The 25,139-nt window shown below is 47.3% G+C and carries 23 protein-coding genes; 19 read left to right on the top strand and 4 right to left on the bottom strand.

Annotated elements, in window-relative coordinates; translation table 11 throughout:
• The first annotated feature begins 9 nt into the window (after positions 1 to 9).
• Genes cobO through EML15_RS01530 form a run of 3 tightly spaced genes read left to right on the top strand, consistent with a single transcriptional unit; the run spans position 10 to position 2,578 of the window.
• Positions 10 to 630: a cob(I)yrinic acid a,c-diamide adenosyltransferase gene (cobO, locus tag EML15_RS01540; RefSeq protein WP_144273086.1), complete on the top strand. Its 621-nt coding sequence runs from the start codon at positions 10 to 12 to the stop codon at positions 628 to 630.
• Entirely contained in the window at positions 624 to 2,045 is a 1,422-nt protein-coding gene (locus EML15_RS01535) for a cobyrinate a,c-diamide synthase (protein WP_144273085.1), read from the top strand. Before cobO ends, EML15_RS01535 begins: the two co-directional genes overlap by 7 nt.
• Before the next feature lie 17 nt (positions 2,046 to 2,062).
• On the top strand, positions 2,063 to 2,578 hold the full coding sequence (locus tag EML15_RS01530) for a methylated-DNA--[protein]-cysteine S-methyltransferase (RefSeq protein WP_144273084.1): 516 nt from the start codon (positions 2,063 to 2,065) through the stop codon (positions 2,576 to 2,578).
• Between the two features lie 9 nt (positions 2,579 to 2,587).
• On the opposite strand, the gene EML15_RS01525 is transcribed toward EML15_RS01530, so the two are convergent.
• Positions 2,588 to 4,006, bottom strand: coding sequence for a protein adenylyltransferase SelO family protein (locus EML15_RS01525; RefSeq protein WP_144273083.1), 1,419 nt, complete (start codon positions 4,004 to 4,006; stop codon positions 2,588 to 2,590).
• A 29-nt stretch (positions 4,007 to 4,035) separates the two neighbouring features.
• On the opposite strand from EML15_RS01525, the gene cobA reads away from it, so the two are divergent.
• Both cobA and EML15_RS01515 read left to right on the top strand, forming a co-directional pair.
• On the top strand, positions 4,036 to 4,797 hold the full coding sequence (gene cobA, locus EML15_RS01520; protein WP_144273082.1) for a uroporphyrinogen-III C-methyltransferase: 762 nt from the start codon (positions 4,036 to 4,038) through the stop codon (positions 4,795 to 4,797).
• Between the two features lie 54 nt (positions 4,798 to 4,851).
• On the top strand, positions 4,852 to 6,045 hold the full coding sequence (locus EML15_RS01515; RefSeq protein WP_144273081.1) for a glycosyltransferase family 87 protein: 1,194 nt from the start codon (positions 4,852 to 4,854) through the stop codon (positions 6,043 to 6,045).
• Positions 6,046 to 6,052: 7 nt separating this feature from the next.
• On the opposite strand, the gene yaaA is transcribed toward EML15_RS01515, so the two are convergent.
• On the bottom strand, positions 6,053 to 6,838 hold the full coding sequence (yaaA, locus tag EML15_RS01510; RefSeq protein ID WP_144273080.1) for a peroxide stress protein YaaA: 786 nt from the start codon (positions 6,836 to 6,838) through the stop codon (positions 6,053 to 6,055).
• 44 nt (positions 6,839 to 6,882) lie between these two features.
• Between yaaA and EML15_RS01505 the strand changes: the two genes are divergently transcribed.
• Positions 6,883 to 8,643 carry a proline--tRNA ligase gene (locus EML15_RS01505; RefSeq protein ID WP_144273079.1) on the top strand — a complete coding sequence of 587 codons (1,761 nt, stop codon included), beginning with the start codon at positions 6,883 to 6,885 and terminating at the stop codon, positions 8,641 to 8,643.
• A 9-nt stretch (positions 8,644 to 8,652) separates the two neighbouring features.
• Here the strand turns inward: EML15_RS01505 and EML15_RS10180 are convergent, their stop codons facing one another.
• On the bottom strand, positions 8,653 to 9,474 hold the full coding sequence (locus EML15_RS10180) for a DUF4439 domain-containing protein (RefSeq protein WP_144273078.1): 822 nt from the start codon (positions 9,472 to 9,474) through the stop codon (positions 8,653 to 8,655).
• A gap of 153 nt (positions 9,475 to 9,627) precedes the next feature.
• On the opposite strand from EML15_RS10180, the gene rimP reads away from it, so the two are divergent.
• The 8 genes from rimP to EML15_RS01460 all read left to right on the top strand — a co-directional run bounded on the left by rimP (position 9,628) and on the right by EML15_RS01460 (position 18,536).
• Entirely contained in the window at positions 9,628 to 10,242 is a 615-nt protein-coding gene (gene rimP / locus EML15_RS01495) for a ribosome maturation factor RimP (RefSeq protein WP_144273077.1), read from the top strand.
• Positions 10,239 to 11,240: a transcription termination factor NusA gene (gene nusA / locus EML15_RS01490; RefSeq protein ID WP_144273076.1), complete on the top strand. Its 1,002-nt coding sequence runs from the start codon at positions 10,239 to 10,241 to the stop codon at positions 11,238 to 11,240. Before rimP ends, nusA begins: the two co-directional genes overlap by 4 nt.
• Positions 11,241 to 11,438: 198 nt before the next feature.
• Entirely contained in the window at positions 11,439 to 11,798 is a 360-nt protein-coding gene (locus EML15_RS01485; RefSeq protein ID WP_246846871.1) for a YlxR family protein, read from the top strand.
• Positions 11,799 to 11,908: 110 nt separating this feature from the next.
• On the top strand, positions 11,909 to 14,791 hold the full coding sequence (gene infB / locus EML15_RS01480) for a translation initiation factor IF-2 (RefSeq protein ID WP_144273075.1): 2,883 nt from the start codon (positions 11,909 to 11,911) through the stop codon (positions 14,789 to 14,791).
• Between the two features lie 129 nt (positions 14,792 to 14,920).
• Entirely contained in the window at positions 14,921 to 15,358 is a 438-nt protein-coding gene (gene rbfA / locus EML15_RS01475; protein WP_144273074.1) for a 30S ribosome-binding factor RbfA, read from the top strand.
• Between the two features lie 39 nt (positions 15,359 to 15,397).
• The gene (locus EML15_RS01470; RefSeq protein ID WP_144273446.1) at positions 15,398 to 16,420 is read left to right on the top strand and encodes a bifunctional oligoribonuclease/PAP phosphatase NrnA; all 1,023 of its coding nucleotides are present in this window, start codon (positions 15,398 to 15,400) and stop codon (positions 16,418 to 16,420) included.
• A 116-nt stretch (positions 16,421 to 16,536) separates the two neighbouring features.
• Positions 16,537 to 17,835 carry an MATE family efflux transporter gene (locus EML15_RS01465; RefSeq protein ID WP_246858094.1) on the top strand — a complete coding sequence of 433 codons (1,299 nt, stop codon included), beginning with the start codon at positions 16,537 to 16,539 and terminating at the stop codon, positions 17,833 to 17,835.
• A 2-nt stretch (positions 17,836 to 17,837) separates the two neighbouring features.
• The gene (locus EML15_RS01460) at positions 17,838 to 18,536 is read left to right on the top strand and encodes a 4'-phosphopantetheinyl transferase superfamily protein (protein WP_144273072.1); all 699 of its coding nucleotides are present in this window, start codon (positions 17,838 to 17,840) and stop codon (positions 18,534 to 18,536) included.
• On the opposite strand, the gene truB is transcribed toward EML15_RS01460, so the two are convergent.
• Entirely contained in the window at positions 18,526 to 19,425 is a 900-nt protein-coding gene (gene truB, locus EML15_RS01455; protein WP_144273071.1) for a tRNA pseudouridine(55) synthase TruB, read from the bottom strand. The genes EML15_RS01460 and truB overlap by 11 nt on opposite strands.
• 40 nt (positions 19,426 to 19,465) lie before the next feature.
• Here truB and EML15_RS01450 point away from each other — a divergent pair, with 40 nt between their 5' ends.
• The 5 genes from EML15_RS01450 to dapB all read left to right on the top strand — a co-directional run bounded on the left by EML15_RS01450 (position 19,466) and on the right by dapB (position 25,134).
• Positions 19,466 to 20,428: a bifunctional riboflavin kinase/FAD synthetase gene (locus tag EML15_RS01450; protein WP_144273070.1), complete on the top strand. Its 963-nt coding sequence runs from the start codon at positions 19,466 to 19,468 to the stop codon at positions 20,426 to 20,428.
• A 24-nt stretch (positions 20,429 to 20,452) separates the two neighbouring features.
• Positions 20,453 to 21,418 (top strand): nucleoside hydrolase, encoded by a 966-nt coding sequence (locus EML15_RS01445; RefSeq protein ID WP_144273069.1) that lies wholly within the window; start codon positions 20,453 to 20,455, stop codon positions 21,416 to 21,418.
• 165 nt (positions 21,419 to 21,583) lie between these two features.
• A complete protein-coding gene (gene rpsO / locus EML15_RS01440; protein WP_144273068.1) occupies positions 21,584 to 21,853 on the top strand; it encodes a 30S ribosomal protein S15 in 270 nt (89 codons plus the stop codon).
• 169 nt (positions 21,854 to 22,022) lie between these two features.
• Positions 22,023 to 24,293 carry a polyribonucleotide nucleotidyltransferase gene (locus EML15_RS01435; RefSeq protein ID WP_144273067.1) on the top strand — a complete coding sequence of 757 codons (2,271 nt, stop codon included), beginning with the start codon at positions 22,023 to 22,025 and terminating at the stop codon, positions 24,291 to 24,293.
• A gap of 103 nt (positions 24,294 to 24,396) precedes the next feature.
• Positions 24,397 to 25,134 (top strand): 4-hydroxy-tetrahydrodipicolinate reductase, encoded by a 738-nt coding sequence (gene dapB / locus EML15_RS01430; protein ID WP_144273066.1) that lies wholly within the window; start codon positions 24,397 to 24,399, stop codon positions 25,132 to 25,134.
• Positions 25,135 to 25,139 lie beyond the last annotated feature (5 nt).

Here is a 25,139-nt window from a genome sequence, read left to right as displayed (position 1 = left end):
AGTACAAGAATGCCGCAGGGAAAAGTAGATCCAAAGAATATCCCCAATGATGGTTTGACTACCAAACAACGTCGTCAGCTACCTATTACAGCGATACATACCGGTGACGGCAAAGGAAAATCTACGGCTGCTTTTGGCATGGCATTACGCGCCTGGAACCAGGGCTTAAACATCGGAGTATTCCAATTCGTAAAATCAGCAAAATGGCGCGTTGGCGAGGAAAGCGTGTTCCGTACCTTGGCTCAGTTGCATGAGGACACTGCTCAGGGTGGTGCTGTGCAGTGGCATAAAATGGGAGAGGGCTGGTCGTGGGCGAGGAAACAAGGAGCACAAGAAGACCATGCGCATAATGCTGCAGCGGGGTGGGAGGAGATCAAGCGTCGTTTAGCGCAAGAAACACATGATTTTTATGTGCTTGATGAGTTTACTTATCCCATTAAGTGGGGCTGGATTGATGTTGAAGATGTGGTAGAGACTCTGAAGAGTCGACCAGGAACACAGCACGTCGTTATTACTGGAAGGGATGCTCATCCGCGATTGATTGAAGTAGCTGATTTGGTCACGCGTATGGAGAAAATCAAGCATCCGATGGATCAGGGACGCAAGGGACAAAAAGGAATTGAGTGGTGACAACCCCAGGATTTGTTATTGCAGCTACTGCCTCTGGGGCAGGAAAAACCACAATAGCCACTGGGCTTATGTATGCCCTAGCCCAGCGCATGACAGTCGCTCCTTTTAAGGTGGGTCCTGATTATATAGATCCGAGCTATCATAGCTTAGCGACGAAAACCCAAGGTAGAAATCTTGATTCTGTTATGTGTGGGCGAGAACTTATCGGTCCGCTTTATGCACATGGTTGCCAAGGCGCAGATATAGCTGTCGTCGAAGGCGTTATGGGACTATTTGATGGCAGAATCACCACTGAGCACAGTGGCAGTGACTATGCCGAGGGATCTACTGCAGATATTGCTGCGCTGTTGGGTTTGCCCATAGTGCTTGTTGTGGATGTGCGAGGAATGAGCCAGTCAGTTGGAGCACTTGTGCGTGGTTTTTCCACTTATGATCCTCGGCTTAACATTGCAGGGGTAATCCTTAATAATGCAGGTAGTTCCCGTCATGCTGAGGTCTGTCAACAAGCAATAATCGACTGCGGTATCCCTGTATTTGGTGTGGTACCACGAATAAAAGATATTGCTGTGCCTTCCCGACATTTGGGATTAGTTACTTCTGGAGAATTGACCACCGCACAAGAAGCAGTGGAAAAAATGGGTGACATTGTCGAACAGTATGTCGATATAGACCGGATCATTGAGTGCGCACAGTGTCAATGGGAAGGCGAGCCGTGGAAACCAGAAGATCATATTGAGGCTGTTGCTCGGCACGCTAGAGTTCGTATTGCACTGGCAACAGGACCTGCTTTTTCTTTCACTTATGCTGAGCATAGAGAATTACTAGCTGCAGCAGGAGCAGAACTTATGAGTTTTGATCCATTGCGTGATGATTTTCCAGATTGCGATGGGCTTATTATTCCCGGTGGATTCCCAGAGGAATACTGTAAGGAATTAGCCCAGCGTAGTGAATTGGCCAAGCAGATACGTGCTCGAATTGAACAAGGTATGCCGGTGCACGCAGAATGTGCTGGTTTATTATGGCTGCTTGACACCCTTGACTCCTATCCCATGTTGGGGGTGATCCCCGCAGTAGCAACGATGAAGAATCGAGTGACACTGGGCTACCGCGATAGTGTTGCTTTAGTTGATTCTTGTCTCTATCGTGCAGGGCAACGCGTCGTGGGGCATGAGTTTCACTACACTCAATTAGTCGTCGACGCGGAGTCTCGTGCTCACGATAGTGGTGACTACAATCCCGCTTGGGCATGGCGTAGTTGGGAAAAAGAAGTGGTAAAAGAAGGGTTTATCCGTGGTAATATCCATGCGAGTTATGTGCACGTTCATCCAGCCGCGGTGCCCACAGCAATAAGTCGTTTTGTGGAACAGTGCTTGCACTATGCTGCTTGTCGTGACGCTGTTTCCGATACAGCATAGACAACGAAGAGAAAAACATGGTGATTGCATTTTTCAGTACCACAGCTACCCCAGATGGTGCGTTTAGCATTATCAGTGCTGATAACAAAGTATTGGCAAGCGGATGGAATACCACTACTCAGGAATTGCTCTCTTTGATTCACAGTAGTATCCGACCAGATCAACTAGAAGAGGTGCCTGCGCATAATCCACAGGTTTCTTTCGCGCTCGACGCAGTGCATGCATATTATCAGGGCGAGATTCATCGAGTGGCTGAGGTGGCGGTATCCCAAGTCGCTACTGCTTTTCAAGAAAAAGCATGGCAATGTTTACGCGAGGTTTCGCCCGGAAACCCCATAAGTTATCGTGACTACGCAGCATTATGCGGTGCGCCACGGGCTATTCGGGCTGTAGCTAGTGCATGTGCCCGCAATAGTGCAGCCTTATTTGTGCCTTGCCATCGGATTATACGCAGTGATGGTAGCCTAGGTGGTTTTCGCTATGGGCTAGAGATTAAACGAGCACTGCTAGAGCGGGAATCCCTCCAGGAGTAATTCCTAGGGTTACGTACCGCAATAGCTAATAAAGGTTGAGGCAAGAGCAGAATCTGGTGTGCTCAATGAGACAGCCAGTGGGTTATCTTGAGCTACCTCCCCAAAAGGAGTGTTTAGTAGTGTCATAATGCGCTTGACATCGTTAAGATCATCGTCGTAACACACTTTCTTGAGAGCATCTTCCACAACATGATTCCGCGGAATATATGCGGGATTGACTGTGCGCATATGCGCATAATCTGGGTCAAGAGAGCGCCACTGCGTAATCCACTGAGCTATCTGATTCAGGTGATGATGGTGCTGACTGTTGTTGCGTTGAGGCAGTAGTGCAGCTAATTCCTCCTGAGGTATGTCGTCGTGCGTATGCGCAAGCAGATGCAGGAAAGCATTGAGATCAAGGTGCGTTTGGTTTAATAACAGCTGCCAATCCTTAATGAGCTTTTCGACGGTTGGGTTATGTTCTTTTCCCTCTAGTCCTAATGCACCACGCATAAGGCTCAACCATGCGCGATGATAGTGCGTGGGAAAAGTATCAAGGATAGTGCTCAGGTGTGCATGGGGGAGAATGGGAAGTAATGTTTCTGCAAGTCTAGTGAGGTTCCATCTGATTATCCCGGGTTGATTTCCGTAACTATAGCGACCATTATGATCGATAGAACTAAACACAGTGTTTGGGTCGTAGTATTCCATAAAAGCACATGGACCGTAGTCGATACTTACCCCGCTTATGGTGGTGTTATCGGTGTTGAGCACTCCGTGAACGAAACCATAACGCATCCATTGGGCAACTAATTGTGCCTGCCGTTGGACTAGCGCGTCGAAAAACTCAGCGTAATTGCAACCAGAGTAGTGCCGAGCGATACTATAGTCGGCAAGTTCCTGAACATAGGATTGACCGCGTAGCGCAGCATATTGAAAAGTGCCTATTCTGATATGCGAAGGTGCCACTCGGATCAGTAATGCCCCTTCTTCTGCCGTGGTACGAGCAATTTTCTTGCCAGTTTTGAGCACTGCCAAAGCCTGTGTGGTAGGAATACCTAAAGTATGCAGCCACCGGCTTATGACATATTCGCGAAGCATTGCTGCCAGCGGAGCTTGACCATCACCACCGCGAGAAAACACAGTGCGACCCGAGCCTTTGAGATGAATATCAACCAAAGAGCCATTGCGTGCACGTAACTCTCCTAAGAGGAGTGCCCGCCCGTCGCCAAGCAAAGGGACGAAATTGCCAAATTGATGGCCAGAATATGCCATGGCATGACCAGTAGGGTGTGAGTCTAATAATGAAAGGAGATCGCAGCTAGTGATACCGAGTTCTGCGCCCAATGCGTCATTGAACTGCACTAACTCTAGATTAGGGAACCGCTCCATCGTAGTTGGGTGTACAAACGACGGTAGGTTCTCAGCAAAATGGTGACTCAGATTCATGTATCCAACCCTAGTGGGGACTAAACTCTATGTGCATGGCAGAAAAACTAACTTCTACTGTAACGCTTATTGGTGGTGGTCCTGGTGCATGGGACCTGATAACAATTCGTGGTATGAAAAAATTGCGTGAAGCTGATGTAGTGTTAGTTGATCATTTAGGACCTGGGGCTGAGTTAGCAGAATTATCTGAGTTATGTGATTTAGAAAAAAAAGAGATTATTGATGTCTCCAAGTTGCCTTATGGCAAGCAGGTCGCTCAGGAAAAAATAAATGAACTCCTGATTGAATATGCACAAGCAGGTAAAAAAGTGGTGCGCTTAAAAGGCGGGGATCCTTATGTCTTTGGCCGCGGTTTTGAGGAATACCAAGCACTTCAGGAACAGGGCATTGCTTGTGAAATCGTCCCGGGGGTAAGCAGTGGTATTGCTGTTCCTGCCTTGGCAGGCATACCTGTCACACAACGTGGGATGGTGCATAATTTCACGATTGTATCTGGGCATTTACCACCCGGACACCCCAAATCACTTAATGACTTCTCTGCGCTGGCACATACTGGCGGTACCTTGGTGGTGATAATGGGAGTAAAAAATGCTGAAGCAATTACTCAAGCACTTATCGACGCAGGTCTTGATCCACATACCCCTGCTGCCGTGATACAAGAAGGCGCTACCAAACATCAGCGTAGTTTTCATTGCGAAGTAGCAGAATTAGCTCAGCTTATGCGTGCGCAGCAGATACAACCACCAGCTGTCTATGTTATTGGTGCTGTAGCCGGGTTGATTACCCAATAAGCAAGGCACGCAATGGGAAGAATAAAACCGACCGAAAACAAGTAGACTTTTTATGTGCCGTATCAACAGATAAAAGAAAAACACACCGTGGTTCGACCTAACTCACTGTGGAATATCTGCCACAAGTATTGGATCATCGTGTGTTGCATATTATGTGCGATTAGTGCTGTCTTTGCCTGGGCAACAGGCAACGAATTGCACCGTCATTGGGCACTCTTAGCACTGATTGGTTATATCGGGGCAGCAGGTTTTTTTTCGATTAAGCGGGCTGTTGTCGCTTGTATTTGGGCTTTAGCATGGACATTAGTGTTTCCACTGGCATGGTTCATTCCCCGCGGTGCACGCCAACCTGAGGTTTTCGTGGTAGAACGTGCAGCACATGATTTTTTCACCACTGCGAATCCCTGGATCACACACCCCAAGGTAGTAGATGACTTTAATCCGTACAGTCCTGCAATGGTTCTTTTCGGTATGCCAGCTCAGGTTTGGGATACTCGTTTCCTAGGAGACGCCCGGATATGGTTTTTAGTCTTCTTTAGTTGGTGCTTCATCTATGCCTATCGAGTAACCGAAGACCATATCCGAAATACCAAACCCTATGCGCAAACCACGGCACTCATGATAGTGCTGTGTATTCCAGTTGTGGCGCTTTCTGCTGCCGTCGGTGGTGTAGACCTACCAGTTGCCGGGGCAACTATGGTGGCACTAGCAACTTTCTGGGCACAAAAATATGCCCAATCAGGTGCTTTCATCGCGCTTGCATTAGGCATGAAATGGATGATCATGCCGATACTTTTTGTCCTCATTTTTCTTTTAGGTTCTCGTGCACATAAAAGACAGCTTCTTCATTTCTTCGGCACGAGCATGGGGATAGGTCTGCTCGTGCATATTCCAGCATTGATGAATATGCACGAGTTCATAAACCACACAGTGCTGTTTCCGGCAGGAAAAGCACAGGTGATGACACCGGCAGGTAATTCTCTAGCCGGTGCACTACTTGCTGATGTTCCTGGTGGACAACTGCTGTGTTATGGATTGTTGCTCATTGCTGGCATAGGTTTTGCTGTGTGGCTTTGGATTCGTCCCCCCAGGTCTTTAGCAGGTGTATGTATCTTGTGCAGCATTGGCCTGGTTGTGTTATTCCTATTCTCACCCAGTTTCCGATTTGGCTATATGCTCTATCCAGCAACATTTATGTGGTTTGCATGGATTACTCATATACGACGTGGTGTAGTTTCTTCCCCGTAGCGTGAAATCATACAACCAGCGTAAGTTCAGTAGGTTTATTGTTATTGTGCTCGATTCTTAATCCGGCAGCTCGGGAAATATGGATAACATCATCAATACTGTCAGCTTGATCCGTCGATAATGCCAGAATGCGAGCAAGTTGCCCTTTGTAATGCTTATTAAAATGACTGACAACTTTGCGCGTTCCATCAGGCTGGCATGATTCTACTCGCACAGTAACAGCACTACTCAGCTTGCCAAGTTGTTGATAGGTTCCTGACCGTAAGTCAATGATCAGCTCACCAATGTCACTCAAGGTATCTTTGATGCTCGTTCCCCATCGACTTTTCATGGTAGGTACAGTGGCATTGGCTGTATCAGTAGCAGTGAAGGAACCATCATGGTGAAGGGATCGCCCCCGACGCGGTAGCTTCGTATTGCCAGAGAGACGATAATGCGGAATGAGATCATCCGCACGAATAAGTCCAAAAAGCGCAGAACCAATAGCAAGGCGCTGCCATGCGTGTTCAGGCAAAGACGCTGCATCTAGAGCGTTATAGAGCACCCCAGTGTAACGCAGCAAGGCTGGCATTGTGGGTGAGTGAAAAAGCTGTGTATTCGATGCAGCTTCGTCGAGTAGCTTTTCAGAAATTCCTAAAATAGATAGCGCTTGTTGAGGATCCAATGCCGCAAGGTCATGCGCAATGTCCTCGCGGATTGAATTGAGCTGGGGGAAGGATAGTTTTTCTAATTGTAGTGATGGATGATCGCCACCGGATATTTTCGTTTCTGAGGGCGGTAAAATAATGAGCATAGCTATTAAGAATAGTTGTTCTTCATCGACTAGACTTCTAAAACATGATTACCCGTCTTTCTACTTTATTTTTGCGTACATTACGTCAGGATCCTGCTGATGCCGAAGTACCTAGCCATAAACTTTTGCTGAGAGCTGGTTATATTCGTCGAAGCGCGCCAGGAGTGTATTCTTGGTTGCCGCTGGGACTGCGTACCCTACGCAAAATTGAAGGAATTGTCCGTGAAGAAATGGATTCCATCGGCGCTCAAGAGTTGCTTTTCCCAGCATTGTTGCCGAGAGAACCGTATGAACAAACACATCGCTGGACAGAATATGGCGATAACCTCTTTCGCCTCAAAGACCGTAAAGGCGCAGATTATCTCCTGGGACCAACCCATGAGGAAATTTTCACTGCTGCGGTAAAGGATCTTTATTCCTCTTATAAAGACTTTCCAGTAACTCTCTATCAGATACAAACAAAATATCGTGATGAAGAACGCCCACGTGCCGGTATTTTGCGCGGTAGAGAGTTCATCATGAAAGATTCTTACTCTTTCGACATGGACGATGCTGGTCTTGAGGCTTCATATCAAGCTCATCGACGCGCGTATCAACGAGTTTTTGACCGCTTAGGTCTTAACTATGTCATTTGTGCTGCAACATCAGGCGCTATGGGTGGTTCTGCCTCAGAGGAGTTCTTGGCCATTAGTCCTTATGGTGAGGATACTTTTGTCCGTGCCACAGAAGGCGATTATGCAGCTAATGTGGAGGCTGTTATTACCCAACCTGGTGTGGAACGTGATTACAGTCAATTACCACCAGCACAGGAATATGACACCCCAGAATCGGAGACGATTGCTGCACTTGTGGAATGGGCACGTAGCCAGTCCATTAGCGTCGAAGGCAGGGAAGTGACTGCGGCTGACACGCTCAAGTGCATTATTTGCCGCGTCAAAGAACCAGCTCAGGAAGAAACTCGATTGTTGGGGGTACTTATCCCCGGTGATCGGGAAGTAGATATGAAGCGCTTGGAGGCTGCTTTAGAACCAGCGAGCGTGGAGTTAGCAACTCCTGAGGATTTTGCACAACACCCGTTCTTGGTGAAGGGATATGTTGGTCCTCGCGCGTTGGCAGAACATGGCATAGAAGTACTAGCTGATCCACGTGTGGTATCAGGCACTGCATGGATTACTGGTGCTGATGCACCTCAGCGCCATATTGTGGGATTAGTTGCTGGTCGTGACTTTAACGTTGACGGGTATATTGAAGCTGCAGAGATTAAAGAAGGCGATCCAGCACCTGCTGGTCAAGGTGTTCTTACTCTTGAACGAGGTATTGAAGTCGGACACATTTTCCAATTGGGACGCAAATACACTGAAGCCTTTGACGTGCAAATTCTTGACGAAAACGGCAAGCGTGCTATCCCAACTATGGGCTCATATGGTTTAGGTATTTCCCGATTGATGGCTGTGCTTGCCGAACAACGCCTGGACGAAAAAGGATTGAACTGGCCGTTGGCAGTCGCTCCTTATCAAGTGCACCTGGTGGTTGCTAATAAGGATGAAGCAGCGATTAAAGCTGGTGAAGAGCTTGTAGCACAATTAGATCGTGCGGGTGTAGAAGTGCTTTACGACGATCGACCTAAAGTAAGTCCAGGCGTGAAATTCAAGGACGCAGAATTGCTAGGTATGCCATATGTAGTCATTTTGGGTCGCTCTTTTGCTGAAGGAAAGGTAGAGTTACGCGCTCGGGGTGGGCAAACCACTGAGGTAGATGCAACTGATATTTATGACACTGTGCTCCGGCTTGTCCAATCCCGTTAATCCTCATTGTTAAGGCACAGCCTGTGCTTTAGCGCTATCGCCAGCAAAGCTCAATGACAGAGCACGCCAAGAAGTCTCGTGGGCTTGGCTGGCGGTATTCTTCCAGAAGCTGAGGTCGTCGTCGAGTAGTTCGCTGAGGAAAATTGCTGCCGTGGGTTCATCGGAGACAGTAGTGTACTGGTCGAAGCGATAGGCAGGAGCCTGTGCAGGTATTTCTTGGTCAGCTGGCAAAGACAACTCGAGCGTATTGATACGGTTGAGGTGGGTTTGGGTAAGAACATCGAGTTTTTCTTGTGTAGCAGAATCTGCAAAAGCACGCGCCAATCCGAACGCGTACATAAGTGTCTTTTCATGGTTAAGGGCAGTGCGTAGCGTCGCGAGATCATCGCGATCATTGACACTTGCCTGTGGGGCTAAATCGACAGGTTCTCCTTGGGCACACAATTTGGCATATTCCTCCACCACTATAGGAAGTGACTGCCGGTCAACGTCGCCAATTTTTTGGAAAATTCGTGAACTAGCTGGGGTATCGTCACTGGTTGGGGCAGTGGTTGCGAGGGATTCTGCGTCGCAACTATCTGGGATATCGCCATTTTTATAGTGACCGCATAGTCGGATAATTTCGCGTTCAAGCACTGCGGCATCGTCATGCCTATTCTGCGCTAAAGCTGTGTGATAAAACTCCAACAAAGTTGGATCAGGTTGTGGCTGTGGCTGAGAAAAGATTGAACATCCGCTAAGGGTCATGGCAGATAATGTGCACAAAGCAGCACTAACACACAGTCCACGATGAGTTTTTTGTGATAATTGCGAAAATAATTGGATACCCACAACTAATATAGTCTACTGATGGTATTACTTTTCTGGTGAAGCCACAGTGGTTAGCTGCGGTTTTCCTGGAATACTGTGCTGTCTATCGGTTGGCACACCAGGTGCCGTATCGACGTTGTTATATTGTCGGCATCGTGGACTAGCATGAACTTTATGGCTTTTCCTAATGATGAGCAGTTAAAAACTGCGCTTAGTCCTGTACTCGAGCGCTATGGTGTAGATATTGAAGCGATAAAAATATCTCCTGCAGGCAAAAAAACAGTTGTTGCTATAGCAGTTGATAAAGATGGGCGGATCGATTCCGATACGATTGAAGCATTGTCGCGTGATATTTCCGCTTGGTGTGATGCTCAAGAAGAAGCCGGGGTATTTAATTTTGGTGCTGGATATACGCTTGAAGTGAGCACTCCAGGAGTGGATTTACCATTGACTTTGCCTCGGCATTGGCGTCGGAATCGTGGTCGAGCTATAGCTATAGCGGAGGCGCATGAAGCACGCGAAGATGGGAATCCGAAAGGCAGACAAGGCCAGAAGGGGAAGAAAGCTACGACAACTCTGTGGCGTATTGGTGCGTTAGATGCTCAAGAAGAAAATGTCATTTTGATTACTAAACACAATAAACAACTTGTTGTTCGAGCAGCGCAATTGGCACATTATGCCGGTTGTCTGGTAGAAGTGGAGTTCGCACAACCTACAGTTGAAGAACGAGAATTAGTTGCTTTAACTTTCGACGAAGCCATGACATGGCGAGAGGAACATAACAAGTGAATATAGATGTCCAGGCGCTAAAAGATATCGAAGAACAAAGCGGTATTGTCGTTGAGGATATGTTGGGTACGATTGCCCAAGCATTGCTTTATGCCTATCTCAATTTCAAGGCAGAAGCTGCTGCAGAAAATACAAAATCACGAGTAGATATTGATAGTGCTACTGGTGAAGTAACAGTGATCGTCAGTGAACTCGATGATGATAACAATGTGATTTCTGAGTACGACGATACGCCAAGTAACTTCGGGCGCGTTGGAGCCCAAGCGGTACGCGAAGCAATCGTGAGTCGTTTGCGAGAAGCAGAAACAAGTCAGGCATATGACGCATATAGCGCGTATGAACACAATGTGGTTTCTGGTGTGGTGCAGGCTGATGCTTTTGCGAATGAGCGCGGGATCGTTGTCGTGCATCTAGGTAGTGAGTTTGAGGGACAAGATGGCATTATTCTGCCAGCCGAGCAGTTGCCTGGAGAAAAACTCGCACATGGTGACCGAATTAAAACCTATGTTGTTGATGTCAATCGCAATAACCCTAAGAGCTTACAAATTAATCTTTCCAGGACTCACCCTGAGCTCGTACGACGTTTGTTCGAGCTTGAGATTCCTGAAGTTGCAGATGGTTCGGTGGAAATTGTTTCTATTGCTCGTGAAGCAGGGCACCGTTCTAAAGTTGCAGTAAAAGCCAATAAAAAAGGCTTAAATGCAAAAGGCGCATGCATTGGTCCGCGTGGTCAGCGGGTCAATAACATCATGAATGATCTTGGTGGCGAAAAGATCGATATTGTTGATTATTCGGATGATCCAGCTGTATATGTTGGTAATTCACTTGCTCCATCTAAAGTGGTTCATGTAGAGATTCTTAGTCGTGAAGAGCAAACAGCTAGGGTAACGGTGCCTGATTACCAGCTTTCCCTTGCTATTGGTAAAGAAGGGCAGAATGTGCGCCTTGCTGCTCGCTTAACAGGTTGGAAGATTGATATTCGCTCTGACGCCAGTTAAAAGCAGTTAAAAGTCCGTCAAGACTAAGAGTGGGTTTTAATTGCTCTGCTTAGGGATAATGGCGTAGACTATATGAGGCTCTGAGGTTTTCAAGCACATTATTTTGGTCACTTATGGTCGTTGTATCTAAGTGTAATAATGTTTGCTTGAAACAAGAAGAAGTCAGATATTGTGTACGTGGTTATGAGTAGGAGTTGAATGACTAAGCAGGTGCTTTCTGAACGAAAGACGATGAGTTCTCGTAAAGAACCCATCCGTACCTGTATAGCTACCAGTCGAAAATATCCGCAATCTCAGTTATTACGTGTAACAGTTGACAAAGAGAATTCAGGTCATGTTGTCCCAGATCCTCGTCGCCGGTTAGGTGGACGTGGAGCATGGATTACGCCAACAATATCTGCCTATGAGCTTGCTATCAAGCGCAGGGCTTTTGCTCGTGCGCTACGGGTGTCTACTGCGGTAGATACTGGTCATGTACATACGTACCTTTTAGCGAATACCGCGCTAAAGACCCATATTGATGATAAGGAAGACCGAACACTGATGAGCACACGATGAAGCATCAGCGATGAACGTCCAGAGAAGAAGCGAAGGACGCTCTTTTTAACAGGTCTGGTTTTTCCGGGCGTGTTAAAGAAAGCTTTTCCTTCCAAAAAACAAGGAGAAAAGTGCCCGGAAAGCTACGCGTACATGAGTTGGCAAAACAACTCGGTATTACCAGCAAAGAACTACTTGCGACGCTAAAAGAGCAGGGAGAGTTCGTTAAAACTGCCTCGTCTACTATTGAAGCACCAGTAGTAAAGAAGATGAAGCAGCATTACGAAGCGCTTGGTGGAGATAACGCCAGTGCACAACCAGCGGCTAAAAAGCAAGCACCTGCACCTAAGCCAGCGGCTGCAAAAGCACAGAAATCGCCTGCGAAGCCGCAACCTAAACCAGCGGCAAAGCCAAGTGCAGTAGCAGGAGCCAAGGCAGCATCTAAAGCTGAAAAAGAGCAAGCTCAACCAGCTAAGCCCGTACCTGCGCAAAAGCCTAAGCCAGTTGCAAAACCGGCTCCCAAGCCGCAGGCTCAGGCTAGTGCACCACAATTTAATTCCGGTTCCCCAGCTAAGTCTGGTGCTGCTGGAGAGAAAAAAGCACGTCAAGACAAAGCAGCAACACCAAGTGCAATGCCTAAACCTGCTGCGCCAAAGCCAGGTGCGATGCCACGTCCGCAGGCTAAACCAGCACCACGTCCTGGTGCTCGTGCACCTCGAGTTGCTAATAACCCTTTCTCTACTGGAGGCGGCGAGCGTCCAGCACCACGTCCAGGTGGTACTCGTTCTGGTGCCAGGTCACAAGGTAATAATCCTGCTCGTGGTCAAGGTGGAGCTGGGCGCCCAGGTGGGCAGCGCGGTCAAGGAAACCAGCGTCGTGATACGCGCCCACAAGGGTCAGGAAATGAGCGTCAGGGAGGTGGACGTCGTCCATCACCAACAATGATGCCTGCGCATCCAAATCCAGCGCAGATGCCTACCCGATCTCCCGGAGGTGGTCGTGGTCGCGGCGGTCAACCAGGGCAAAATGGTCCAGGACAAGGCGGTTTCGGCGGACGCGGCGGTAATAACGCACGTGGTGGACGTCGTGGTGGAACAGCTGGTGCTTTCGGACGCCCAGGCGGCGCTCCTCGTAAAGGACGCAAGTCCAAGCGTCAAAAGCGTAATGAGTATGAGGCAATGCAAGCACCAAATCTTGTTGGTGGCGTGCGGTTGCCAGATGGTGGCGGTGCCACTATCCGCTTGGCACGTGGTGCATCCTTATCTGACTTTGCAGACAAGATCAAGGCTGATCCAGCAGCTTTAGTGCAAGCTCTGTTCAACCTCGGTGAGATGGTAACGACCACCGCTTCTGTGAATGAAGAAACTTTGATGCTGCTTGGCGATGAAATGAACTACAAGGTTGAGGTTGTTTCACCTGAGGACGAGGATCGTGAGCTCCTGGAATCTTTCGACCTGCAATTTGGTGAAGATGAAGGTAGCGAAGACGACCTAGCACAACGCCCACCAGTAGTTACCGTTATGGGTCACGTTGATCATGGTAAGACTCGCTTGCTTGACTCCATCCGTAAGACCAATGTTGGGTCTGACGAGGCAGGAGGAATTACGCAGGGTATTGGTGCTTATCAGGTCACCGTGGAGGTAGAAGAAGTACCACGTAAGATCACTTTCTTGGATACTCCTGGTCACGAAGCCTTCACTGCAATGCGTGCTCGTGGTGCAAAGTCTACTGACATTGCTGTACTTGTTGTTGCTGCTGATGACGGTGTCATGCCACAGACTGTTGAGGCTATTAACCACGCTAAAGCAGCGGAAGTACCTATCGTGGTTGCTGTTAATAAGATTGATAAACCGGGTGCGTCTCCTGATAAAATTCGTGGTCAATTGACTGAATATGGTCTTGTCCCAGAAGAATATGGTGGTGACACCATGTTTGTGGATATTTCCGCTAAGCAAAACACCAATATCGATGCGCTACTAGAGTCAGTATTGCTTACCGCTGACGCATCCTTGGATTTGCGTGCTAATCCAGATATGGATGCCCAAGGTGTTGCTATTGAAGCTCACCTTGACCGTGGTCGTGGACCTGTGGCAACTGTTATCGTGCAACGTGGTACTTTGCGTGTAGGTGATTCCATCGTCGCAGGTGATGCTTATGGTCGTGTGCGTCGTATGGTGGATGAGTTTGGTAATGACGTAGCGGAGGCTGGTCCATCGCGTCCAGTCCAGGTACAAGGTCTCAATGGTGTTCCTGGTGCAGGAGATAACCTTTTGGTTGTCGACGATGACCGAGTGGCACGTCAGATCGCTAACCAACGTAATGCTCGTAAGCGCAATGCCTTGGCTGCTAAGACCCGTAAGCGTGTTTCTCTTGAAGATCTCGATACCGTACTTAAAGAGACATCGACGCTTAACCTTATTCTTAAAGGTGATAATGCAGGTTCTGTTGAAGCGCTGGAAGATGCTTTGCTTAAGATTGATATTGATGATGAAGTTGAGCTCAATATCATTGACCGTGGTGTAGGTGCGGTAACACAAACTAACGTATCTTTGGCTGCGGCATCTGACGCGGTAATCATTGCCTTCAATGTTCGCTCTGAAGGCAAGGCTACTGAGGAAGCAAATGCTGAAGGCGTGGATATTCGTTACTACACGGTTATCTACCGTGCCATTGAAGAAGTTGAGCAAGCACTCAAGGGTATGCTCAAGCCAATTTACGAGGAACGCGAAATTGGTCGTGCAGAAATTCGCGCTATCTTCAAGGCATCTGCAGTTGGTCTTATTGCTGGTTGTATGGTTGAAAGCGGTAAGGTACGCCGTGGTGCTTCAGTACGATTGTTGCGTGATGGTGCTGTTATTGCCGCTAAAGCAACTATCGACTCGCTGCGTCGTGAAAAAGACGATGTTACAGAAGTTATGGCTGGCTACGAATGCGGTATGGTATTGAGCTATCCTGACATTCAGGTTGATGATATCATTGAGGTCTTTGAGCAGGTTGAGGTGCCTCGAGACTAAATTGCAGTAGCAGTTTTTGCCCCGGCAGAGGAACGTCGAAAGGCGAACTTATGTCGGGGTTTTATCCTGCGAACAAGATTGTCGGCGTTTAGAATAGGCGTCGAAAAGCAAAAATAATGATGGAGAAAAATGGTAGATCACGCACGTGCTGCTCGGATGGCTAAGAGAATACAGACGATTGTAGCAACCGCTCTTGAACGTGAAATACGAGATCCACGAGTGGAGTACATCACGATTACTGATGCTCGCGTTACCGGCGATTTGCATGATGCCACTGTGTATTACACAGTACGGGGAAAAACTATTGATGAAGAACCTGATGTGCAGGCAGCTTCTGCGGCGCTGGAAAAGGTTAAAGGGCATTTGCGTCGAATAGTAGGCCAGCAATTGAGTGTTCGGTTCACGCCAACACTGTCTTTTGCTTTTGATAATGTTCCTGAGACAAGTTCTTATATGGAACAGCTCCTAGAAAAAGCCAGGAAGCGTGATGAGGAGTTAGCAAAGCTAAAAGAAACCGCCACGCCTGCAGGGGATCCGAGTCCTTACAAGACTATGGAAGAAGAATAGAGACAGAAGAATCACTGTGAAAGGAAGCAAGACGTGTCAATGCCAGCGTCACCGCCGTTGAGCGATCGACGTACGCCTCGCTACATTAGTGACTCCTGCTTACCTGCGCTCACAGCAGCAAGCCAAGCTGTAATCCATGCGCACAAGATTGTGGTTGTGGGTCATGTTAATCCAGATGCTGACGCTATTGGTAGTGCTTGTGCGTTAGTACGCGTGCTAGAGAACATGGGGAAACAAGCACAAGCAGTGATTGGTCAACGCCATCTGCTTGACACAGAGCTTATGCATATTCCAGGTGCTACTGAGGTAGCGTTAGCCGATCGACTACCTGAGCATGATCTTGTCATTGTTGTTGACTGTGGTGCTTCATCACGTACAGGAACATTGCAACCAGAAATTCTGGCGCACCCAGAGCGTGTAATCCTCATCGATCACCACACCTCTAACCTGGGTTTTGGTGGGATAAACCTCATTGATCGTGACGCAGAATCAACAACTACAGTGCTATATGATTGGTTCCGATTCTTAGATATTGCCATCGACCGTGATATTGCGTATGCACTCTACTCTGGTCTTGCTACCGACACTGGTGGTTTTCGCTGGGGTCGGCCAAAAATGCATATGCTGGCGCAAGAATTAGTAGATACCGGCATTGATATTCGTCGGATATCCAGGGAGCTTTTCGACGGAGGCACTATCGCAGACTTAAAAATGATAGGTAGTGTGCTGCAGAATCTCACCTCCTACGATATTGAGCAGACTAGGATAGTGATTGCCGTGGCTGCCTATGACATCATTGCCGGTCATGCTCAAGCGCCTGTGGAAAAAATTGCTGATATGGTGCGTGGTCTGAGTGACACTGATATTGTGGTGGTGCTCAAAGAGTATGCGCCAGGTGATTGGACTGTATCTTTGCGTTCGCACACAATTGATGTCTCTCGTATTGCCAAAATATTTGGTGGCGGTGGCCATTTACGTTCAGCCGGTTTTAGTATTTTTGGGACTACTGAGAACATTACTTCACGGGTGCTCCACGCAATAGAAACCGCTCTCGACGCCTAGCTAGAGCAATGGCAGATAAGCACAGATAAGTACCGAGGAAAATGCAACAGGTGAACCACAGGGAAGATGATGTGCTCACTGACACAGGCGCGCAAAGAGTAACGATAAGCACCATCATGGGGCTTGCCGTGCCAGCTTTAGGCGTGCTCTTAACAACACCTATTTTTGTGTTGCTTGATACTGCTATTGTTGGTCGCCTTGGCGGGATAGCACTTGCTGCACTTGCGGCAGGAAGCACTATTTATTCTATGTTTTCTGCCCAACTTACTTTTCTTTCTTATGGCACTACTGCACGTAGTGCTCGTCTTTATGGTGCTGGTGATCGTCGAGGAGCAATTACTGAAGGGGTACAAGCAACCTGGATTGCGCTTTTTGTCGGTACAGGGTTATGTATGGTGATCTTCTTCAATGCAGAGCAACTCTGTGCGTGGATGAGCACCCAGCCAGACATAGCTCAGCGTGCAGCAGGGTGGTTGAAAATCACTGCTTTTGCTATTCCATTGGTGTTAATAGATATGGCAGGCAATGGATGGCTACGTGGTATCCAGAACACGCGCTTACCATTGCTTTTTACTCTAGCTGGTGTCATTCCCGCGGCAGTTCTTATCCCGATTTTTGTGCATAAGTGGGGTCTATATGGTTCAGCATGGGCTACCTTATTGGCAACAGCTATCACTGCATTATGCTTTCTTGGTTGCCTCATTCATCACCATCAAGGATCATGGATACCTCGAGTGTCCATCATCACCCATCAACTAGTCCTTGCGCGTGATCTGATTATTCGATCCTTATCTTTTCAAGTTGCCTTTTTGTGTGCAGCAGCAGTTTTAGGTCGCTATGGTGCAACAGCTTTGGCGGCACATCATATTTTGCTGCAATTGTGGAATTTTATTGCGCTGTTTCTTGATTCATTGGCCATTGCAGCCCAAGCTCTCGTCGGACAGGCCTTGGGTGCTCAGAGTCGTGAGCGTGCGCGTAGTGTGGCACAACGGGTTCTTGGCTTTTCGACGTTCCTTGCCTGCATTCTTGCGCTATGTTGTGCACTAGGACATACGTTTATTGCACGCATTTTTACTCACGACGAAGCAGTGTTGCGCGTTGTGGCACACTCATGGTGGCAATTGATTGTCATGACCATCGTAGGCGGGGTGGTTTTCGCGCTCGACGGAGTATTGCTTGGTGCTGGTGATGCAGCTTTTTTGCGGAGCATTTCTCTTGCATCAGTATTAGGTGGTTTTTTACCTGGAATAGCATTAGCAGCCATACTAGGCACAGGTCTTATTGGAGTATGGTGGGCGCTCATGGCTTTCGTATTCATTCGGTTTATTGCCGTGGTATGGCGATTCATATCAATGAAATGGGCACACATTGATGATGTGACTGCCATGACTGAAAAGAGCACGAGAGGCATATAGTGATGCTTGATCCTAGACTTTTCCCTGAATGCGCACGCGCCTATAGTCTACGAGTCGATCCGCAGCAGCATGATCTTAGCCGCTTCAATCAGCTACATCCTCTCGAGCAGGTGTTGGTGTCTCACGCTGTTGCTAAGCGCAAAGCAGAGTTTGGTGATGCACGCTGGTGTGCACATCAAGCGCTAGCGCAGCTTCATGGCGACACTGGTGAACCAATTTTACGTGGCGAACGCGGAATGCCGTTATTTCCATCGTCAGTGAGTGGATCGCTGAGCCACACTGCAGGTTTTCGTGCAGCTGTGGTAGCTCCGCGATTGATTGTTCCCGCAATGGGAATTGATATTGAGCAGGCAGAACCATTACCAGAAGGTGTGTTCGAGGCAATCGCACATGGGAGTGAAAAAACTCAGATAGCACAGCTAATGGATAGTGGCATTTACTGTGCGGATCGGTTATTGTTTTGCGCCAAAGAAGCAACATATAAAGCATGGTTCCCGCTGAGTAGACGGTGGTTAGGTTTCGATGAAGCAGAAATCAAACTTTATGCCGACGGAACCTTCAGTTCTTGCATATTAGCTAAACCGACGCCAGTGCCTGTTATAGAGGGCAAATGGCTTATTGAGGATGGGTATATTGTGAGCACGACAGCTGTTTATCGTGCTGATCTCCCAGAACACTATCAATTCCCAATTAAAGGGTAGAAGGTCGTGCCACAAACACAGTAGCTAGACGCGTTTTATTTTCTTTTACCAAGGCAATTGAGTGGCCATTTTCATCAACAGCAGCATGAACACCATGCAGTCCTCGTGGTTCTAACCATTTTCCCATGCTCAGATCATGAGCTTCTTGTGGTGTTACGCGCATAATTGGATAGCAGCGTTGCAGAGCATGATCGAGAGTAAGCGATAGTGAAGCATGAGCGGATAGTTCTTCTAGAGTACGTGCATCAGCAAGAGTAAACGCACCCACTGCAGTACGTCGTAAAGCGATGATACTGCCGCCTACCTCGAGTTTTTCACCTAGATCCCTTGCCAAGGAACGGATATAAGTGCCAGAACTACACTCTACAGCGACATCAAGGTCGATATAATCATCCCCATCACGTCGAGCGAGAACATCAAAGGCTGTGATACGGATTGGGCGTGGTGCAAGTTCTACCTTTTGCCCTTCACGAACAAGCTGATAGGCGCGTTTTCCCGCTACTTTAATTGCACTCACTGCAGCAGGACGCTGCATAATATCACCAACAAAACTCTGTGTCGCGTGAACAATATCGTGATCACTTAGATGAGCAGCACGAGCATCAATTTTTTCAATGATGTTTCCTTCGCAGTCATCAGTATCAGTACGTACCCCCAGACGAATCGTGGCAGTATAGGCTTTCGTCGCAGCAGTCATGTGCGACAAAAACTTTGTCCCACGCTCAACTCCTAGCACAAGAACTCCTGTGGCCAAGGGGTCTAAGGTTCCTGCGTGCCCGATCTTTCGAGTGCCAAAGATACGACGCAATTTACCTACAACATCATGAGATGTCATCCCTTCAGGCTTATCGACGATAACCAAACCTGACTTTGCTAAAAGATCGTTCATAACTTAATAACTTAACAGTCTATGTCGTAGGCTAGGGGATGTGGATATCTGGAATGGTTTAACAGAAGTACCGTCAACACTAGAATCAGCAGTAGTAACTATTGGGGTTTTTGATGGCATACATCGAGGACATCGTATGCTCATTTCCCAAGCAACCCAGCGTGCTCAGGAATTAGCAGTGCCAAGTGTCTTACTCACATTTAACCCACACCCGCTAGCAATTTTATGTCCAGACCGTATGCCTCCTATGCTTGGCAGCGTAGCAGAGCGTGCCGATCTAGTTGCTGAGCTTGGCATTGATCATATGCTTGCTCTCAATTTTAATGCAGATATGGCGCGCTTAGAGCCTGAACAATTTTTTGTGCAGGTACTATTAGAAACTCTCCACGCACGTACCATCGTGGTGGGCGAAAACTTCAGCTTCGGTTATCGTGCCCAGGGGACAACGGATACCTTAAAAGAATTAGGGAAAAAATATGGGGTAGAGGTAAACGTTGTGCAGCTGTTGACTGAGAACAATACTGTTTTGTGCTCTACCTTTATCCGTAATTGCTTGGCTAGTGGTGATATTGCACAGGCTAATTGGGCGTTGGGGCGTAATTACTCGGTTAGCGGTCAAGTGGTGCGTGGTGCTGGTCGTGGTGGTAAAGAGCTGGGATATCCTACTGCTAATTTATATTTTCCAGATTCTGTCGCACTGCCGCAGGACGGAGTTTATGCAGGATTTTTCCAAATAATTTCCGAGGCACCAATTGATGGTGATATGGAGAAAAAAACGCGTTATCCTGCAGCAATATCAGTAGGGCATAACCCTACTTTTGGTGATGAGCGACGTAGTGTTGAGTCCTTTGTGCTAGACAAGGATACTGATCTTTATGGTCATACCGTTGTCGTTGAGTTTGTCGAGCATATTCGTGGTATGAAGAAATTTGACAGTTTGTCTGATCTTTTGGATGCCATTGCCACAGATGTAGATAAAGTGCGAGATATGCTTGCCGTATAAGAACCTACCCAGAAATGAGAAATAATGAGTACATACACAAAAATTATTCTTGATTTAGATACCGGCATTGATGATGCGCTAGCTCTTGCGTATGCGTTGGGTTCACCTGAGTTGGAGCTTATTGGCATTACTGCGACATACGGCAATGTGGAAGTGGCTACAGGAGTGCGCAATGATTTAGCGTTGCTAGAACTATTTGGTCATCCAGATATTCCTGTATTCGCTGGTCTAGAGCATGCTCGTGCGAAAGATAATTTTGAGGTGCTTGAGATTTCTGCCTTTATTCATGGCAAAAATGGTATTGGTGAGGTAGCAATTCCTGATCCACAAGCTCGAGTGGCGCAAAAATCTGCGGTTGATTTCCTTATTGAATCAGTGGCGCGTTATGGTGACGAGCTTGTTATTGTCCCAACAGGTGCTATGACAAATATCGCAGCAGCTATTGAACAGGATCCTGCTTTTGCACAGAATGCGCATATTGTATTTATGGGTGGTGCCCTTACTGTTCCAGGTAATGTAAGCCCGTGGGCAGAGGCAAATATAAATCAAGATCCAGAAGCTGCAGATATTATGGTACGACGTAGCGTCGATAATACAATGATTGGCTTGGATGTTACCTTGCAGACGTTGTTGACTTATAAAGAAACACAACAATGGCGTGCTATTGGTACTCCTGCGGCATTATTCTTAGCAGATGCTACTGATTATTACATCAAGGCTTACGACGTTACAGCACCGCATTTGGGCGGCTGTGGTTTGCATGATCCACTAGCTGTTGGGGTTGCTGTTGATGAGTCTTTAGTGGAAACAATAGGTATTAACCTCAAAGTAGATACTGAGGGGGCAACCCGAGGGCGAACCATTGGTGATGAAACACGCCTGAATGACCCACAGAAACATTCACAGGTTGCAGTAGCAGTTGATACTCAGCGGTTTTTGGCAGAGTTCATGCAACGCATTGGTCGTGTTGCTCGAGGTGAGCACGCATAGTCATGGATACATGGTTTTTGGTTTCTTTTGTGACCGTATGCTAGAATTTTTGAGGTTTCTTTACTGTGGTTCACAGCAGTGAGAATACTGGCTGCTCTAGCGTCATATTTCGTTATTGATAGTCAATTTTTGTGTGGACTGAAAATAATCAAGGAGTTAGTTCTCATGTCTTTGAGCACTGAACAGAAAAAATCAATTTTGGCTGAGTACGGCTTGCACGAGACTGATACCGGTTCTCCAGAGGCACAGGTTGCTTTGCTTACTTCTCGTATCAACAATTTGACCGAGCACCTCAAGTTCCACAAGCATGACCACCATTCACGTCGTGGTTTGTTGCTTCTCGTTGGTCGTCGCCGTGGCTTGCTTAACTATTTAGCAAGTAACAACGTTGATCGTTACCGTGATCTTATTTCACGTCTTGGATTGCGTCGCTAAGCGATTATTGACAAGTTTTTGTCAGGTACCCGCACCGTCATGGAAACATACATGATGTGTGCGGGTTTTTCGTGCTAGCATGAGTATGTTGCTAATTCAGAAAGAGAATTATTGCAGGGCGGCACCGACGATCGCCAAGAAAACCTCCATGTGATGGGAGACGTGAGTTTTGAGCAACAACTCTACTTTGATTGAATACCTAGAAGATCCGGAAATCGGTATCACTGAAGCAGTAGCTACGATTGATAATGGTGATTTTGGTACTCGTACCATTCGCTTTGAGACTGGTCAGCTTGCTCGTCAAGCTGATGGTTCAGTAACAACATATCTCGACGATGACACCATGCTATTGGCTACCACCACAGCATCAAGTCAGCCACGTGAAGGATTTGATTTCTTCCCGCTCACTGTGGACGTTGAAGAGCGTATGTATGCTGCTGGTCGTATCCCTGGTTCTTTCTTCCGCAGGGAAGGTCGTCCTTCTACGGAAGCAATTTTGGCGTGTCGCCTTATTGACCGTCCACTTCGCCCTACTTTCGTTAAAGGGTTACGCAATGAAGTACAGGTTATTGTCACCGTTTTGTCCATGAACCCTCAGGATATGTATGACGTTGTGGCCATTAACGGTGCCTCAGCCGCTACACAACTATCTGGTTTACCAGTTTCTGGTCCAGTTGGTGGTGTGCGCATGGCGCTATTGGCTGATGAAGCTCATCCAGATGGTCAGTGGATTGCTTTCCCAACTCATGAGCAGCATGAGCAAGCAATTTTTGAGCTTGTAGTTGCTGGACGCATTACCACTAAAAAACAAGGCAAAAAGACTATCCATGATGTAGCAATCATGATGGTAGAAGCCGGTGCAACTGAATCTGCTGTAGAACGTATTGCGCAAGGTGGTCCAGCGCCAACTGAGAAAGTCGTTGCCGAAGGTATTGAAGCTGCAAAGCCGTTCATTGAGTTATTGTGCCAGGCACAGGAAGGGTTAGCGCAACGAGTCGCTAAGCAAACTCAGCAATTCCCATTATTCCCTCCTTATTCTGATGAGATTTTTGCTGCTGTGGAAAAGAAAGCAGCAAAGAAATTAGCGCAGCTTTTGACGATCAAAGATAAACAAGATCGTGATGAAGCAACTAATGAGTACATGGAGCAGATCGCTACAGAGCTGGTTGATCGTTTCAGCGATGACGATAACCATGACGCTACTATCAAAGAAATTCATGCTGCATATAACGCAGTGATGAAAAAGACTGTGCGTCATATGATTCTCACTAAGAATTTCCGTATCGACGGACGTGGTCTTAGTGATATTCGAGATCTTAGCGTGGAAGTAGACCTTATTCCTCGTACACACGGTTCATCATTATTCGAGCGTGGTGAAACACAGATTCTTGGTGTGACTACTCTTGATATGTTGAAGATGGAGCAATCAATTGATTCGCTCACACCAACCACCTCAAAACGCTATATCCACCACTACAATTTCCCACCTTATTCCACTGGAGAAACAGGACGTGTGGGTTCACCAAAGCGTCGTGAGATTGGTCATGGTGCTCTAGCTGAGCGTGCTCTTATTCCAGTTATTCCAACTCGTGAGGAATTCCCTTATACGATTCGACAAGTATCTGAAGCCTTGGGTTCTAACGGATCTACCTCAATGGGTTCAGTGTGTGCATCTACATTATCTCTATACAATGCTGGTGTGCCGCTTAAGGCACCAGTTGCAGGTATCGCAATGGGACTAGTATCTGATGAGGTAGATGGCGAAGTACGCTATGTTACTTTGACAGATATTCTTGGGGCAGAAGATGCTTTCGGTGATATGGACTTTAAGGTAGCTGGTACCGCAGAGTTCATTACGGCATTGCAGTTGGATACTAAACTTGATGGCATTCCGTCGAAAGTGCTTGCTGATGCGTTGGCTCAGGCACGTGAAGCGCGTTTGACTATTTTGGATACTATGTCTGATGTTATCGATACACCAGATGAAATGAGTTCATATGCACCGCGTATCATGACAACAACAGTGCCTGTATCAAAAATTGGTGAAATAATCGGTCCTAAAGGCAAGACGATCAATAGTATTACCGAGCAGACTGGTGCTGAGGTGTCCATCGAAGAAGATGGAACAGTATTTGTTTCTGCTGAGTCTGGTCAAGCAGCTGAGGAAACAATTGCGAAAATTAATGCGATTGCTAATCCACAATTGCCTGAGGTTGGGGAACGGTTCCTCGGGGAAATCGTAAAAACAACCGCTTTTGGTGCCTTTGTTTCTTTGACACCTGGTCGTGATGGGCTCATCCACATTTCTAAGCTAGGTGGCGGAAAGCGCATTGAAAAGGTTGAGGATGTGGTCAGCGTAGGCGAAAAGGTCGAGGTAGAAATTCTCGATATTGATAATCGCGGAAAAATATCTTTGGGGCTTGTAGAACAAGAGTCTTAAATGTTGCGTTGATGTCTTAAGGCTCACTTGTGTTTCAAGTGAGCCTTTGGCATAGCATAGCAGAGCACAAGCATTGCCAAACGAAGAAAAGGAATCGAAAACCATGAGAGTCGGTGTTTTAGGCGCAGCTGGTCGCGTGGGAACAGCAATTTGTGCAGGAGTGGAGCAAGCACCAGATATGGAGCTTGTTGCAGCTCTTGGTCGTGGAGATGCTCGAGAACAATTACTACAGAACAAGGCAGAAGTAATTGTTGATTTCACAACTCCTGATTCTGTGATGGATAATCTGGATTTTTGCCTCAGCAACGGTATTCACGCTGTCGTAGGCACAACGGGCTTTAATGAGGAACGTCTAGCACAGGTGAGCCACTATGCTCAGCAAGGTGGAGCGAATGTTCTCATTGCCCCTAATTTTGCTATCTCTGCCGTTTTGACCATGCATTTTGCTCGTCAAGCTGCTCGTTTTTTTGAGTCAGCAGAAGTAGTGGAATATCACCATCCCAATAAACTAGATGCTCCTAGTGGTACCGCGATTCATACAGCCCACGCCATTGCTCAGGCACGTGAAGCTGCCGGATTGGGCGCACAGCCTGACGCTACAAACCAATCTTTAACTGGAGCACGTGGTGCAGAGGTATCTGGGGTGCCGGTTCATGCTGTTCGCATGACGGGTATGGTGGCTCATGAAGAAGTAATTTTTGGTTCTCAAGGTCAGTCGCTTACTATTCGACAAGATTCCTATGATCGGACTTCTTTTGTTCCCGGTGTGTTACTAGCTGTACGTGAAATCGCGCAGCATCCAGGTGTGACAGTCGGTCTTGAACATTTCTTGGGGTTATAAGAATT

Origin of the sequence: Corynebacterium sp. sy017 (assembly GCF_017918135.1) — a bacterium.
GTDB lineage: Bacteria > Actinomycetota > Actinomycetes > Mycobacteriales > Mycobacteriaceae > Corynebacterium.
Note: the sequence above shows the minus strand (reverse complement) of the source record. Positions and strands in the feature narration are given on the sequence as shown.